15 protein-coding genes are annotated in these 14,843 nt (G+C 65.9%); 6 read left to right on the top strand and 9 right to left on the bottom strand.

What is annotated here, in order from left to right:
* Positions 1–19: 19 nt before the first annotated feature.
* Positions 20–778 (bottom strand): class I SAM-dependent methyltransferase, encoded by a 759-nt coding sequence (locus AC1DN0_RS19030; protein ID WP_441637400.1) that lies wholly within the window; start codon positions 776–778, stop codon positions 20–22.
* Between the two features lie 203 nt (positions 779–981).
* Between AC1DN0_RS19030 and AC1DN0_RS19025 the strand changes: the two genes are divergently transcribed.
* Positions 982–1,845, top strand: coding sequence for an MmyB family transcriptional regulator (locus AC1DN0_RS19025; RefSeq protein ID WP_477103370.1), 864 nt, complete (start codon positions 982–984; stop codon positions 1,843–1,845).
* Between the two features lie 6 nt (positions 1,846–1,851).
* On the opposite strand, the gene AC1DN0_RS19020 is transcribed toward AC1DN0_RS19025, so the two are convergent.
* The 7 genes from AC1DN0_RS19020 to AC1DN0_RS18990 all read right to left on the bottom strand — a co-directional run bounded on the left by AC1DN0_RS19020 (position 1,852) and on the right by AC1DN0_RS18990 (position 7,157).
* Complete coding sequence (locus AC1DN0_RS19020; RefSeq protein WP_441635092.1) at positions 1,852–2,610, bottom strand: 3-hydroxyacyl-CoA dehydrogenase; 759 nt, start codon at positions 2,608–2,610, stop codon at positions 1,852–1,854.
* A gap of 188 nt (positions 2,611–2,798) precedes the next feature.
* Positions 2,799–3,464, bottom strand: coding sequence for an adenylate kinase (gene adk / locus AC1DN0_RS19015; RefSeq protein ID WP_035860819.1), 666 nt, complete (start codon positions 3,462–3,464; stop codon positions 2,799–2,801).
* A gap of 358 nt (positions 3,465–3,822) precedes the next feature.
* Entirely contained in the window at positions 3,823–4,632 is an 810-nt protein-coding gene (gene kdsB, locus AC1DN0_RS19010) for a 3-deoxy-manno-octulosonate cytidylyltransferase (protein ID WP_035860822.1), read from the bottom strand.
* Between the two features lie 12 nt (positions 4,633–4,644).
* Positions 4,645–4,833: a Trm112 family protein gene (locus AC1DN0_RS19005; protein WP_043344047.1), complete on the bottom strand. Its 189-nt coding sequence runs from the start codon at positions 4,831–4,833 to the stop codon at positions 4,645–4,647.
* A complete protein-coding gene (lpxK, locus tag AC1DN0_RS19000; protein WP_441635089.1) occupies positions 4,814–5,923 on the bottom strand; it encodes a tetraacyldisaccharide 4'-kinase in 1,110 nt (369 codons plus the stop codon). Before lpxK ends, AC1DN0_RS19005 begins: the two co-directional genes overlap by 20 nt.
* A 178-nt stretch (positions 5,924–6,101) precedes the next feature.
* Positions 6,102–6,530 carry an ExbD/TolR family protein gene (locus AC1DN0_RS18995; RefSeq protein ID WP_035860827.1) on the bottom strand — a complete coding sequence of 143 codons (429 nt, stop codon included), beginning with the start codon at positions 6,528–6,530 and terminating at the stop codon, positions 6,102–6,104.
* 6 nt (positions 6,531–6,536) lie between these two features.
* Positions 6,537–7,157, bottom strand: coding sequence for a MotA/TolQ/ExbB proton channel family protein (locus AC1DN0_RS18990; RefSeq protein WP_477145903.1), 621 nt, complete (start codon positions 7,155–7,157; stop codon positions 6,537–6,539).
* Positions 7,158–8,210: 1,053 nt separating this feature from the next.
* Here AC1DN0_RS18990 and xseA point away from each other — a divergent pair.
* Together xseA and sodB are read left to right on the top strand one after the other, a co-directional pair.
* A complete protein-coding gene (xseA, locus tag AC1DN0_RS18985; protein WP_441635086.1) occupies positions 8,211–9,596 on the top strand; it encodes an exodeoxyribonuclease VII large subunit in 1,386 nt (461 codons plus the stop codon).
* A gap of 154 nt (positions 9,597–9,750) precedes the next feature.
* The gene (sodB, locus tag AC1DN0_RS18980) at positions 9,751–10,332 is read left to right on the top strand and encodes a superoxide dismutase [Fe] (RefSeq protein ID WP_006157940.1); all 582 of its coding nucleotides are present in this window, start codon (positions 9,751–9,753) and stop codon (positions 10,330–10,332) included.
* A gap of 155 nt (positions 10,333–10,487) precedes the next feature.
* Here sodB and AC1DN0_RS18975 read toward each other — a convergent pair whose 3' ends face one another.
* Positions 10,488–11,405, bottom strand: a complete 918-nt coding sequence (locus tag AC1DN0_RS18975) for a LysR family transcriptional regulator (RefSeq protein ID WP_441635083.1) — start codon at positions 11,403–11,405, stop codon at positions 10,488–10,490.
* Positions 11,406–11,570: 165 nt separating this feature from the next.
* On the opposite strand from AC1DN0_RS18975, the gene AC1DN0_RS18970 reads away from it, so the two are divergent.
* From AC1DN0_RS18970 to AC1DN0_RS18960, 3 genes are all read left to right on the top strand, one after another.
* Complete coding sequence (locus AC1DN0_RS18970; protein WP_477145902.1) at positions 11,571–12,560, top strand: alpha/beta fold hydrolase; 990 nt, start codon at positions 11,571–11,573, stop codon at positions 12,558–12,560.
* Positions 12,561–12,598: 38 nt separating this feature from the next.
* Positions 12,599–13,582, top strand: a complete 984-nt coding sequence (locus AC1DN0_RS18965) for a glutathione S-transferase family protein (RefSeq protein WP_441635079.1) — start codon at positions 12,599–12,601, stop codon at positions 13,580–13,582.
* Between the two features lie 109 nt (positions 13,583–13,691).
* Positions 13,692–14,729 (top strand): alpha/beta fold hydrolase, encoded by a 1,038-nt coding sequence (locus tag AC1DN0_RS18960; RefSeq protein WP_477143749.1) that lies wholly within the window; start codon positions 13,692–13,694, stop codon positions 14,727–14,729.
* Positions 14,730–14,843: the final 114 nt, after the last annotated feature.

Here is a 14,843-nt window from a genome sequence, read left to right as displayed (position 1 = left end):
CCATCGGCGGCCGGCAGGCTTAGCTGCGCGAGGCCGTCAGCATCACCGCTTCCAGCGCAAAGCTGCCATCCTGCTTGACCAGGTAGTGGTCACGTACTTCCGCCGGCGCCAGTTGCCACAGATGCTGGATCGCGGCCACCGCCACGGACGGCGTGCGCATGCGCTGCACCCAGGTGGCGAACTCAAGCTCGATGCGCCAGACCGGGGACACGCTGGCGCTGAAGCCTGCGGCCTCCAGCATGGCTTGCCAGGCGGGCCCGGTGTAGTCGCGGATATGGGAAGGATCGCGCAGCAGTTCCACCGATTGCAGCCAGGTGTCGAGCAGCGGGTCTTCCGAGCCGGCAATGTCGATCAGCACGATCTTGCCGCCCGGCTTCAGCACGCGATGCATCTCCGCCAGCGCTGCCGGCACGTTGCGCCAGTGGTGGGCGCTCATGCGCGAGATCACCGCATCGAAGCTGGCATCGCCGAAGGGCAGCGATTCCGCCGTGCCCTGGCGGGTGCGGATATTGGCCAGGCCCTTGTCGCGGGCTGCCCCTTCCACCACCGCCAGCATTTCGGCTGACAGATCGTAAGCCGTCACTTCGGCTGCAACACCCGCCGCCGTGAAGCTCGCATGGCCGGCCCCGCAACCCAGATCCAGCACCCGCGCCGCCGGCAGGCTTGCCAGCTCCTGCGCAAGCTGTTGCAGGTCGGCGCCCTGGGCGTGGACCGCGCTGGTGAGGTAGGCGCTGGCGGTGGCGCCGAACTGGGCGGCAACGAGTTCTTGTTGTTGCATGAGGCTCTCCTGGCGGCGATGGCCGCTGGTGAATTCTAGTGAAGGGATTTGCAGGGATTCGGTGCTTGCCCGCTTAACGGGTTCGACGTACTGTAGCAGGCTGTTCTCCCGGTACAAGTCAGGCTTTTATCCTGGTATAAAACGCACCAGTTTCCATCCTGGCGGGGTGCTACCTGCCCGTTCCGCCCAGTCCGCTCACGCTCATGATCGATCACGACACAACAGCCGAATCGTCCGGCCAGTCCGCCGCCGCACCCGATGCCGCCAGCGCACGCGAACTCACGCGCGAGGCCGTGCTGGGCAGCTTCCTGCGCGCGCACCGCGAGCGCGTGGCCCCGGAACAAGTCGGGCTGGCACCGGGCCGCCGGCGCCGCACGCCGGGTTTGCGGCGCGAGGAACTGGCGCAGCTGTCGGGCCTCAGCGCTACTTGGGTCACGTGGCTGGAGCAGGGCAGGCCCGTGGCGCTGTCGGCGCGCGCGCTCGCCAGCCTGGCCAGCGCCCTGCGGCTGACGCGCGCGGAGCGGGCCTATCTGTTCGAGCTGGCCGGACGGCGCGATCCGATGCAGGCGCAGGACGAACACGTCCCGGCCACGGTCCTGGCCAGCGTGGAAGCCATCGCCGGACCGGCCTATCTGCTGGACCGGCAGTGGAACGCGCTGGCGTGGAATGCCGCCGCGGCCGACCTGTTCGTCGGCTGGCTCGATCCCGCCAGCGCCGAGCGCAACCTGCTGCGCAGCATGTTCCTGTCACCGGGCTTGCAGGCACTGGTGGACGACTGGCCGCACCGGGCGGCGCGGCTGGTGGCGGAATTCCGCGCGCACAGCATCCGCCATGCCGAAGACCCGCCGACGCGGGCGCTGGTGGAAGGATTGATTGCCGAGAGCCAGGTGTTCCGCACGGACTGGCTGTCGCAGGACGTGGAGGAACGCCAGGGCGGCCGCCGCGGCTTTCGCCATCCGCGGCGCGGGCTGCTGCACTTCGAGCAGCTCACGCTGGTGCCGGCAGCCGCGCCGGGGTTGACGCTGGTGATGCTGATGCCGGCGCGGGCGCTGGCGGAAGAAAGCTGACGCGCCTTACTTCGGCTGCATGCGGATGGCACCGTCGAGCCGGATCACCTCGCCGTTGAGCATGGTGTTGCCGATGATGGCGGCGACCATCTTCGCGTACTCTGCCGGGCGGCCGAGACGCGACGGGAACGGCACCATTTTGCCAAGGGCGTCCTGCACCTCTTGCGGCATGCCCAGCAGCATCGGCGTTTCGAAGATGCCCGGTGCGATCGTCATGCAGCGCACGCCGTCGCGCGACAGATCGCGGGCAATGGCCAGGGTCATGGCGACCACGCCGCCCTTGGAGGCGGCGTAGGCGGCCTGGCCGATCTGGCCGTCGAASGCCGCCACCGARGCGGTGTTGATGATCACSCCGCGCTCGCCTTCGGCGTCGGGCGTGTTGCGCACCATGGCCGCGGCAGCGAGCCGGATCATGTTGAAGGTGCCGATCAGGTTGACGCGGATGGTCTTGTCGAAGGCGTCCAGCGGATGCGGGCCGTTCTTGCCGACAGTCTTGTTGGCGGTGGCGATGCCGGCGCAATTGACCAGGCCGGCCAGGCGGCCCAGCGCGGTTGCGGCGTCCACGACGGCTTGCCCGTCGGCCTCGCTGCTGACGTCGCAGCGCACGAAGCGTCCGCCCAGTTCGGCCGCCAGCGCGGTGCCGGCGGCCTCGTTTAGGTCGGCGATCACCACCTTGCCGCCGGCGGCCGCCAGCATGCGGGCGCTGCCCTCGCCGAGCCCTGAGGCGCCACCAGTGACGATAAATACGTTGTCGCGGATTTCCATGCTTGTCTTCCTCGCTTGAACTTGAGTGTGTGGTTCTTTGATTTTCTGGTGCTGCGGATACGGGATGGTGACATAACGTTTACGTAAACGTCAATCCGCGCTCAAAGGCCGGCCCTCATTGCCCAGAAACAAAGAAAGCGACCCGTAGGTCGCTTTCTTTGTTTCATGCAGCGCTTGCGGCGCGCAGATTACTTCAGTGCGTCGAACACGCGCGCGGTGATGTCTTCCACGCTGCCAACGCCCGCGATCTTGCGGTACTGTGGCGGCGAAACCTTGGCCGACGCATCGCCATCGGCGGCCCACCTGGAGTAGTAGTCCACCAGCGGACGGGTCTGCTGGGAGTAGACATCGAGGCGCTTCTTGACGGTCTCTTCCTTGTCGTCGTCGCGCTGGATCAGCGGTTCGCCGGTGACATCGTCCAGGCCTTCGGTCTTGGGAGGGTTGTACTTGACGTGATAAGTACGGCCCGACGCCACGTGGGCGCGGCGCCCGCTCATGCGCTCGATGATGGCGTCGAACGGCACGTCGATTTCCAGCACGTAGTCGATCGCCACGCCCGCTTCCTTCATGGCTTCGGCCTGCGGAATGGTGCGCGGGAAGCCGTCGAACAGATAGCCGTCCTTGCAATCGGCCGCCTGCAGGCGGTCCTTGACCAGGCCGATGATGATGTCGTCCGACACCAGTCCACCCGCATCCATCACCTTCTTGGCTTCCACGCCTAGCGGCGTGCCGGCCTTCACCGCGGCGCGCAGCATGTCGCCGGTGGAGATTTGGGGGATGCCGAACTTTTCGCAGATGAACTGGGCTTGCGTGCCTTTGCCGGCGCCAGGTGCGCCCAACAGGATCAAACGCATTACGGGTCCTCAGAGTTTTGAATCTGGTATGGCAGGGGGAATGGAAGGAGGGTAACGCCGAAACTTGACGCGAGGCTTACCGCGCCATCAGGTCGGCGCGCCCCGGATCGGAGTCTGGTCTGTTGACGGTCGGCACGCTTTAGCCGCTGCCTCTGGCGGCGGGCGGGTACCGAACGGGCTCACTCTTCATCTCCCCACCGAGCCTTGGCCGGGCGCCCGGGCGCCCGACGGCTCTGTATCGCCGAGCATTATGCCATGAGGCGGCGCGAAATCGGCTTGCCGCTGCGGTGACATCTGTCATGACTTATGTTGTGGCTTGCGGGATGGCCATGGTGCCCGGCGGCCACCCCAAGTGCACTCAAGGTCCTTCTTGCGCCATGGCCTGCGCCCACAGCGCGCGCACGCGTTCCAGGTCGGCTTGCGTATCGACGCCCGGCGCAGGCGCGGCCGCCGTCTCCAGCACGCCGATCCGCTCGCCATGCCACATCGCGCGCAACTGCTCCAGCGCTTCCGTCTGCTCCACCGGCGACAGCGCCAGCGTTGGGAAGCGCCGCAGGAATCCCGCGCGGTAGGCATAAAGGCCGATGTGGCGCAGCACCGGCATGGCGGGCAATGCCACCTGCGCGGTCGCAGCCGCCGCGGCGGGCACGCCGGCCCAGGCATCGCGGGCCCAGGGGATCGGCGCGCGGGAGAAATACAGCGCGCGGCCGCCGGCATCGCACACCACCTTCACCACGTTGGGATTGAAGACGTCGGCGATATCGCCGATCGGATGGGCGGCGGTGGCGATGGCGCAATCGGCGTGGTGCGCCAGGTGCAGCGCCACCTCGTCGATCAGGCCCGGTTCGATCAAGGGTTCGTCACCCTGGACATTGACCACGATGGCGTCATCCGCCAGGCCCAGCAGCGTGGCCACTTCGGCCAGGCGGTCGGTGCCCGAGGGATGGTCGGCGCGCGTAAGCACAGCCTCGATGCCGTGCGCCGCGCAGGCCGACGCCACTTCGGGCGCATCGGTGGCGACTACCGTGCGCTGCGCAGAAGAGGCATGAGCCCGCTCGGCCACGCGCACGATCATGGGTTTGCCGCCGATATCGGCCAGCGGCTTGTTGGGCAGCCGGGTCGAGGCCAGGCGGGCGGGGATGACGACAGTGAAAGCTGGCAGCGACATGATGCGACCCGCTTATTCCGGCGAGACCAGCCTGCCGGGCACGGTCTGGCGTGCTTCATCGGCGAGCATGATGGGAATGCCATCGCGGATCGGATAGGCCAGTTTATCGACCTGGCAGATCAGTTCCTGGGCGGCGCGGTCGTGTTCCAGCTTGCTCTTGCACAGCGGGCAGACCAGGATTTCAAGCAGCCGGTTGTCCATCTTGCGTTTCCTTGGTGTGGCCGGCGGCGATCGCGGCACCCTGCGCGGCGGGCGCGGCCTGGGCGTGCGCGGCGACGGCGCGGCGAATTTTGTCGATCAGGCCCGCGTCGATCACGGGCGTGGTGGGGACGACCCAGATCCGCGGGTCGAGCGGGTCACTGAGGCGCTCGCATTTTACGGCATCCTTCTCGGTGATCAGGATGGCGTCGGCTGCGCGCGCGACGGGATCGCCGGCGAAGGGGTCTTCGGCGAAGTCGTAGTGGTCCGGCAGCGGCATGGTGTCGGGCGCCAGGCCGGCGGCCCGCAGGCTGGCGAAGAAGCGTTCGGGGTTGCCGATGCCGGCGGCGGCCAGCACACGCTGCCCGGCAAACTCGGACAAGGGCCTGGCCATGGACGGGTCGGCCAATTGCCAGGCGTCGTCGAGCACCAGGCGCATGCCATAGACATCCGGTTTGTCCGGGCTGGCGCGGAAGTCGGGGTCATTGATCAGGGTGGCGTCGCGCCGGCGCGAGAGCGATTCGCGCAGCGGGCCCGCCGGCAGCAGCAGGCCGTTGCCGCCCATGCGCGTATCGAACATCACGATCTCGAAATCGCGTTGCAGCTTGTAGTGCTGCAGGCCATCGTCGAGCAGCAGCACGTTGATGCCGGGATGCGACACCAGCATGGTCTGCGCGCACAGCGCGCGGTCGGGGAAGACCCAGACCGGCACGTCGGTGGCGCGAGCGATCAGCAGCGGCTCATCGCCCACGTCCTTGGCCTGCGAGGTTGGCTTGACCCGGCGCGGGTGCTTGAGCGTGACGCCGTAGCCACGCGAAACCACGCCCGGGCGCAGGCCGGCCTCGGCCAGCGCATGAGCCAGCGCGATGACCGCCGGCGTCTTTCCGGTACCGCCCACCGTCACATTGCCCACAACGATCACCGGCATCGGCAGCCGCGTCGAGCGGTACCAGCCGCGCCGATATGCCAGCCGCCGCCAGGCACTGATCAGGCCGAACAGCCACGACAGCGGCAGCATCAGCCAGGCGAACCAGCCGCGGCGCTGCCATTGGGCGGTCACGAAGTCGGCAAGGGCGTGGCGGGGAGCGGACATGGGCGTGGTTGGCTGGGCTGGGCGGTAGTGTTGCGTTGTGAAGGGCGGGAAGCGAGCGCGCTGCGAACCGGCGCCCCGGGCGGGCAGCACCGGCATGCTACCTAGCCATTATGGGCACCTTGCTGCGCCCCCCGCAAGCCGCGGCTTGCGGGAATCGGATATTGGGTGTCGGGCCGGTTCAGCGCGCCTGCGAGCTTTGCGTGGCGAAGGTCAGGCGGGGCAGTCCGGCCAGGCGGGCGGCTTCCATGACATTGATCACGGACTGGTGCGTGGCCTGCGCATCGGCATTGACGATCAGCACCGGCGGCTGGCCGTCGGCCGGGCCGGCAACCTCGCGCAGGCGCTGGGCCAGGCTGGTCACGTCCTGCTGGTCCATGACCTGCTTGTTGATCGAATAGACACCCTTGGCCGACACGGACACCACGATCTCGCCGGGGCGCTGTTGCGCCTTTTCGGCGTCGGCGGTCGGCAACTGGATCTGCAACTCGGTATAGCGCGAGTATGTGGTCGTGATCATCAGGAAGATCAGGATCACGAGCAGGACGTCGATCAACGGGATGAGGTTGATCTCCGGTTCTTCGCGCCGCTGGCGGGATCGGAATTGCATGGCGGGTCAGGCGCGGCGCTGCGGCAGGATGGCGTCCAGGAAGGCGGTGGCGCGGAACTCCAGTTCCGCCACGTAATCGTCCACGCGGCGGCGGAAGTAGCGCCAGAAGATCAATGCCGGGATCGCGATGATCAGGCCGAATGCGGTGTTATAGAGTGCCACCGAGATGCCGTGGGCCAGTTGCTCGGGGCTGGCGCCAGATCCGCCCTGGCTGCCGAAGATCTCGATCATGCCGATCACGGTGCCCAGCAGGCCCATCAGCGGCGCCACCGAGGCGATGGTGCCGAGGGCGTTCAGGTAGCGCTCCAGTTCGTGCGCCACCGCGCGGCCAGCCTCTTCCACCACTTCCTTGGCGGCATCGCGGGAGGTATGCGGCTGCAGCACCACATGGCGCAGGCCGGCGGCCAGCACGCGGCCCAGCGGGGAATTCTGTTCCAGCGTATTGACCACCTCCGGCGTGGCACGGCGTTGCTGTGCCACCGACAGGGCTTCGTCGTACAGCTTGGGCGGCARSACCTTGCTGCGCTTGAGGSWAAGRAAACGTTCGACGATCAGCGCGAGAGCGATGACCGAAGCCAGCAACAAGGGCCAGATCGGCCAGCCGGCCGCTTGAATGATAGAAAACACGTGGGACCCCGATTCGACAGCCTGTCTCTCATGCCAGCCGCCGCGACCGTTCGCGTGCTGGCTGTGTTCGAAAAAATCAGGCGCCACTCTAACCCGCAGCACCGGGCGCGGCAAGACGCAGCACCGTGTTGTATCGGAAGCGCATCGCGCGCCGTGGTGCCCGGGGCGTCGACTGGCGGGATGTCCACATGGAACAGGGACAGTGCTGTGGATGAATTGTGGACAGTGGGCTGACAAAGAGGTCAAGCTACTGATTCGAAAGGAAAAATTGTATATCGCTTAAAAAATGGGCAGCCAGCGAATGGCGAAGACGTCCTCCGACCGGCCGGGAAACGGCCAACGCTCAGGCGTCGGCTATCCACATTAAAACAGGACAGTGCTGTGGACCGGTTGTGGACAGAAGCCTGAAAGGACACCTAACTCATTGATTTAAAAGAGGGGTAGAGGGAATGCTTAAATAATGTGCAGAGCGCGCCAGATGGGGCCGCCAGAGAGCTGTCCGCCTCCGAAAAGGGAAAAATCCGGCCAAGTCTCCCCCTTTCCACATTCATCCGGGACAGTCTTGTGGACGGGTTGTGGAAAACTATCTGAGAAGCGGTGTAACCCATTGATTGGAAAGTACTTCATTGTTGTTGATTAAAAAATGGGCAGAGCTTGTTTAACGGGGCCATATCGGCAGCCCGGCCGACTTCCCGGGTGTCGGGACGTGGAGCCTCGAAAAAGCGCCGCAAAAGGCGCGCCTAGCCAATCGGCGGCACTGTGTCAGTGACTTTCAGTGGGTTATCCACAGGCAGGACTCTTCCAGCAAGGTTGTCCAGAAAAAATGTGGATAACTTTGTGAACAAGCCGGGGGTGCTTCCGGTAAGTCGTTGACGCATAWGGGGTTTGCTTACATTGCCTAAAAAATAAGACGGCGGAAAGGGCATAAGAATCAAAGGCTTGTGTCAAGTCACGCGGTCTGGCGGGGTGGCTGCATCGCGAATGCAGGGAGGCTTGACAGACAGGTTATGCTGTGGACATGTCCATTCCACGCCGCTTGCCCGGCCGTGCGCCATGTCAGAACCGCTGAACTTTTCGCGTGAACCGCAGCCTGTGGCGCCTCCCGGCGCACGCGAAGCGATCCCTGTCGGGGAGCTCAACCACGCTATCGCCCAGGTGCTGGAACGCAACTTTCCACTTACCTGGGTCCGGGGCGAAATCTCCAACTTCACACGCGCCGCGAGCGGCCACTGGTACTTCTCGCTCAAGGATGCGCGCGCCCAGATCCGCTGCGTGATGTTCCGCGGCCGCAACCAGCATGTCGGCTTCATGCCCCGCGAGGGCGAGGCGGTCGAGGTCAGGGCGCTGGTGTCCATGTACGAGGCACGCGGCGAATTGCAGCTCGGCGTGGAGGCCATGCGCCGCGCGGGTCTCGGCAATCTCTATGAAGCATTCCTGCGGTTGAAGGAAAAGCTGTCCCAGGCCGGGCTCTTCGCGCCCGAGCGCAAGCGGCCCGTGCCCGCCCATCCGCGCACCATCGGCGTGATCACCTCGCTGCAGGCTGCCGCGTTGCGCGATGTGCTCAGCACGCTGCGCCGGCGCGCACCGCATGTGCCGGTCGTGGTTTACCCTGTGCCGGTCCAGGGTGCCGGCGCGGCGGCCAGGATCGCCGCGATGATCGATACCGCCAGCGAGCGCGACGAGTGCGACGTGCTGATCCTGTGCCGTGGCGGTGGCAGCATCGAGGACCTCTGGTCGTTCAACGAGGAAAGCGTGGCGCAGGCGATTGCCCGCTGCGCCGTGCCCGTGGTATCCGGGGTTGGCCATGAAACCGACTTCACCATTGCAGATTTCGTCGCCGACGTGCGCGCACCGACGCCTACCGGTGCAGCCGAACTGGTCAGCCCGGACCGCGCCCACATGCTGATGCAGGCCAATCGCGCGCGCGATGCGCTGGCCCAGGGCATGCAGCGCCAGCTCGACCGGCGCGCGCAGAACCTGGACTGGCTGGCCCGCCGGCTGCGCAGCCCGCAGGCCCAGTTGCAGGAGCGCCGCCTGCAGGTCGACAACCTGATGCGCCACCTGCGTTCCGCGCTGCGCGATACGGTGGCGGCCCAGCGGCACCGGCAGCAGGTGCTCGCCATGCGCTGGGCGGCCGGGCGTCCCGACCTTGCGCTGGCCCAGGCCGACCTGCGCCGGGCCGCCCTGCGGCTGCGCGACGCCACGCAGCGCCAGCACGAGCGCGCCGTCCAGCGCTGGGAGCGCGCCGCCGGCTCGCTGGAACTGCTGGCCCCGCAGCGCACCCTGGAGCGGGGCTACGCCGTGCTGCTGGACCAGCGCGGCCGCGCCTTGCGCTCGCCGGCCGAGTTGCATGCGGGCTCCACGATCGAAATCCATCTGGCCGAAGGCGTGGCCGACGCCGGCATCGCCAGCGTGCAGCCCCGGCTGGCCGAGCTGTAGGCGTGGCGGCGCGTCGGCGGGCCACCGACAGCGCTCGCATATCGATCAAACTAATATGATCGAAGGGGCTTTGTTTGCCGCGTTTGCGCGGGTATGGCAAGTCCCCTACAATCGACAATTCCTGATCTTCAACCCCACAGAAAGAGACAGAACAATGGAACATACTCTCCCCCCGCTGCCCTACGCTCATGATGCGCTCGCCCCGCACATCTCCAAGGAGACCCTGGAGTTCCACCACGACAAGCATCACCAGACCTACGTCACCAACCTGAACAACCTGATCAAGGGCACCGAGTTCGAAAACTCGACGCTCGAAGAGATCGTCAAGAAGTCTTCCGGCGGCATCTTCAACAACGCCGCCCAGGTGTGGAACCACACCTTCTACTGGGATTCGCTCAAGCCCAACGGCGGCGGCCAGCCCACCGGCGCTCTGGCCGATGCCATCAACGCCAAGTTCGGCTCCTTCGACAAGTTCAAGGAAGAATTCACCAAGACCGCGGTCGGTACCTTCGGTTCGGGCTGGGCCTGGCTGGTGAAGAAGGCCGACGGTTCGCTGGACCTGGTCTCGACCTCCAACGCCGCCACTCCGCTGACCACCGATGCCAAGCCGCTGCTGACCTGCGACGTGTGGGAACACGCTTACTACATCGACTACCGCAATGCCCGTCCGAAGTACGTCGAGGCATTCTGGAATGTGGTGAACTGGGACTTCGCCAGCAAGAATTTCGCCGGTTGATTTCGCGCTGCCGCCGAGCGGCGGCGGCTTGCGCACCGGACAACTCCGCTGCGTGAACCGCGCCACGGAACGGCAAACGGCAAACGGAAAAAGGGCCCATCGGGGCCCTTTTCCGTTGTTGCGCCGCGATGTTCGCGTTCAGCCGTCCCGCCGGCTCAGGCGAACAGGTCCATGCCTTGCACAAGGCGCTTCGCCAGGCGCGGCTGCTTCAACTGATCCAGCCACCATTGCAGCGCGCGGCCCTCATGGTCGCCCCGCCAGGCGACGTAGAGCGTATTGGGCTCGCGCGGATCGGCCGTGCGTTTTTCCACCAGTTCGCCACGCTTGAGCAGCGACGCCACCCGGTACCGCGGCAGCCAGCCGACACCGAGCCCTTCGCGCTGCGCCAGAATTTTGGCGCGCATGCTCGGCACCGCCAGCGAGGCTTGCCCGCCGACCAGGCCGTAGGCGCGTCCCGCCGTGCCGCGCGATGAATCGGCTACCACCACCGCGCGGTGTGCCGAGATGCGTTCCCGCGTGAGCGGTCCTTCCACGCTGGCGAGCGGATGGCGCGGCGCCACGGCGAATACCCACTCCACCACGCCCAGTTCGAACCAGCGCAGTCCCGGAATGGCGGGCGGCTCGTTGGTCGCTCCCACGATCACATCCGCGCGGCCATCGCGCAGCGCTTCCCAGGTGCCGCTAAGGACTTCGTGGGTCAGGCGAATCGCCACGCCGGACTGCAACGTGTCGAAGCTGTGGATCACCGGCATCAGCAATTCGAACTCCAGCACCTCGTCGGTGACGATCCACAAGCGGTCTTCCCAGCCGCTGGCGACCTGCCGCACGCGCTGCGTCATGCGGGCTACGTCCTGCATCAGCCTTGCGGCCTCGTCGGCCAGCAGGTGTCCGGCCGGCGTCAGCTGCAGCCGGTAGCGGCGGCGGTCGAACAACAGGGCGTCAAAGCGGCCTTCGAGTTGCCGCGCGGCATGTGAGATGGTCGATGGCGCTTTGCCAAGGCGGGCTGCCGCGCGGGACAGGCTGCCACTTTCCCTGATGGCTTCCAGTAACGCCAGTTCGTCTTCCGACAACATGTTCAATTCCGTCGAACGAGTTCATCGGGAAAATCGTACGGCAAAACGGCGCCGCCGGGGCAGTATTCATGCACAGCAATTCATCGCATTCCCGAAACCCCTTTTGTTTGCGGTGCCATCGGCCAGGCAACCAGTCCTGCGGCGGCGCTGTCACCGGAGAACGTCATGACCCTCATCCACTGCATGGCACGCCGTATCAGCGTCGCGGTACTCATGTCCGGCGTAGCCGCGCTCACATTCGCTGCGTTCGCCTTTGCGGCGCCCGCCAGCGCGGCGGAGCGCGCCGGCAGCAGCGCGGTCCGGCCACATACGATCCACGCAAATGGCGTCACGTTGCACTATCTTGAAACCGGGCAAGGCAGCGGCACGCCCGTCGTGCTGCTGCACGGCTACGCGGAAACCAGCCATATGTGGCTGCCGCTGATGACTCGGCTCGGTGACAAGCGTGTCGTGATCGCACCGGACCTGCGCGGCGCCGGCGCGTCGGAAGTCACGCCGTCGGGCTATGAGAAGAAGAACCTCGCGCAGGATATTCACGCAATGGTCCAGGCGCTTGGCTACCGCAAGGTCAACATCGTCGGCCACGATATCGGCCTGATGGTGGCCTACGCCTACGCGGCGCAATACTCGGACGAAGTGGAGAGCGTGACGCTGATGGATGCGTTCCTGCCCGGCGTGGGCGACTGGCAGAAGGTCTGGCTGCTGCGCGACAAGTGGCACTTCAATTTCTACGGCGATACGCCGGAGAAGCTGGTGAAGGGACGCGAGCGCACGTACTTCGAGCATTTCTGGAACGACTTTGCCGCCGACCCGGCGCACTCGGTGCCGGAAGCCAGCCGGCAGCGCTACGCCGCGGCCTACGCCCGGCCTGGCCGGATGCGCGCGGGCTTCGAATTCTTCCATGCGTTCCCGCGGGATGCCGAGGACTTCGCAGCCCTGGCGAAGCAGCCGCTGCCGATGCCCATGCTGGTGCTGGCCGGCGAGRAGGCGTCGGGTAATTTCCTGATCGACCAGGCACGCCTTGTCGCCACCCATGTGCAAGGCGTGATCGTCAAGGGCTCGGGACACTGGCTGATGGAAGAAGCGCCGGGGCAGACCATCCCGGCCATCGTGAGCTTTATCAATGCACCGTCGCAAGCAGTTGGCGCCGACTGAAAAATCTGGCGCATCATCGCGCCACCTGGAGTATCGAAATGGGACTGCTCGTCAACGGAAAATGGCAAGACCGCTGGTATGACACCGCATCCACCGGGGGCCGCTTCGTCCGCAAGGACGCGGCCTTCCGCAACTGGGTAACGCCCGACGGCGCGGCCGGCCCGAGCGGCGTTGGCGGCTTCAGGGCCGAAGCCGGCCGCTATCATCTCTACGTGAGCCTGGCATGCCCGTGGGCACACCGCACGCTGATCATGCGTGCCCTGAAAGGGCTCGAAGACATGATCAGCATCTCCACCGTCCACTGGCTGATGCGGGGCGAGGGCTGGACCTTTGCCGAGGGCCCGGGCGTGGTCCCCGACACCGTCAACGACGCGCGCATGCTGCACCAGGTCTATACCGCGGCCGCCCCGGACTACACCGGACGCGTTACCGTGCCCGTGCTGTGGGACAAGACGCAATCGACCATCGTCAGCAACGAGTCGTCGGAGATCATCCGGATGTTCAACACGGCCTTCGATCAGCTGGGCGCAAGGGCCGGCGACTACTATCCGGAGGCATTGCGCACCGAGATCGACGAGATCAATGCGAGGGTGTACGACACCGTGAACAACGGTGTCTATAAATCCGGATTCGCCACCACGCAAGGCGCCTACGAAGAGGCGGTCGCGCCGCTGTTCGAGACGCTCGACTGGCTTGAGCAACGCCTGGGGACGCGACGCTTCCTGACCGGCGATGCTCTCACGGAGGCCGATATCCGCCTGTTTACAACGCTGGTCCGCTTTGATGCGGTCTATGTCGGCCACTTCAAATGCAACCTGCGCCGCATCGCCGACTACACGAACCTCGCGGCTTACACGCGGGATATCTACCAGCTTCCCGGCATCGCGGAGACGGTCAGTATCGAGCACATCAAGCGGCACTATTACGAGAGCCATCTCTCGATCAATCCGTCAGGCGTAGTGCCGGCGGGTCCTGTGCTTGATTTCGCCTCGCCGCCGGACCGCGCACGGCTGGCGTCATGAGTCATCGGCGCGCGCGGCATCTGTTGCACAGCGCTCTCGTTCATACTTCGCGAGCTCGCCCGCGTGCTTGCGCTTTCCGACCTTCTCTTCGCCAGCGAGTCCAGCCGCCATGATGTTCCGTCGCCAATCCTTGTTCGCCATCCTCATCGCGGCCATCGCCGCCACGTCTCCGGCCGTGCTGGCCGCCGCGGCCGACGATGGCCCGGCATACGGGCCGGAACTGCAAGGCTTCGACTACCCGGCGCCGGTCCGGCAGTTCGCGTTCACCTCGCAGGGCGAGGCGATGCATATGGCCTACATGGACATCAAGCCGGAGCATGCCAACGGCCGCACCGCGGTTTTGCTGCACGGAAAGAACTTCTGCGCGGCGACCTGGGACGGCACCATCAAGGTACTCAGCGCGGCCGGCTATCGTGTTATCGCGCCTGACCAGATCGGTTTTTGCAAGTCCAGCAAGCCGGCGCGCTATCAGTACTCCTTCCAGCAGCTCGCGCGCAATACCCACGCCTTGCTCGAATCGGCCGGCGTGGGCCAGGCCACGGTGATCGGCCATTCGACTGGCGGCATGCTGGCCATGCGCTATGCGCTGATGTACCCGCAGCAAACGGAGCAGCTTGCGCTGGTCAACCCGATAGGCCTCGAAGACTGGAAGGCGAAGGGCGTGCCATCGCTGTCGGTCGACCAATGGTACGCACGCGAGCTGGCCACCAGCGCCGACAAGATTCGCGGCTACGAGCAGGCAACCTACTATGTGGGCACGTGGCGTCCCGAGTACGAGCCGTGGGTGCAGATGCTGGCGGGCATGAACCGCGGTCCGGGCAAGCAGCAGGTGGCCTGGAGTTCCGCGCTGATCTACGACATGATCTTTACGCAGCCCGTCGTATACGAGCTGGGCGGGCTCAAGACGCAGACCCTTCTGCTGATCGGCGACAAGGACACCACGGCGATCGCCAAGGACGCCGCACCGCCCGAAGTCCGCGCGAAAGTCGGCAACTATCCGGCGCTGGCGCAGCTCACCCTGAAGGCGCTGCCGAATGCGAAACTGGTCGAGTTTCCGGACCTGGGCCACGCGCCGCAGATGCAGGATCCCCAGGCCTTCCACAAGGCGCTGCTCGATGGGCTTGCGGCATTGCCCGCGAGCCGGTAGCGCGAACCGCGGGAGAGCGCCGGCAAGTCGCCGGCAGGTAAAGTGCCTCGGCCTGCTTGCGGCACGCGGGCTATGCCTGCTCAATCCATGGAGCGTGCTCCGGCTGCTGGCCAT

The sequence above is a fragment of the Cupriavidus sp. 05N39 genome (genome assembly GCF_056397325.1).
The sequence above is the reverse complement of the archived record's forward strand: the minus strand, read 5'-3'. Positions and strand labels throughout refer to the sequence as shown.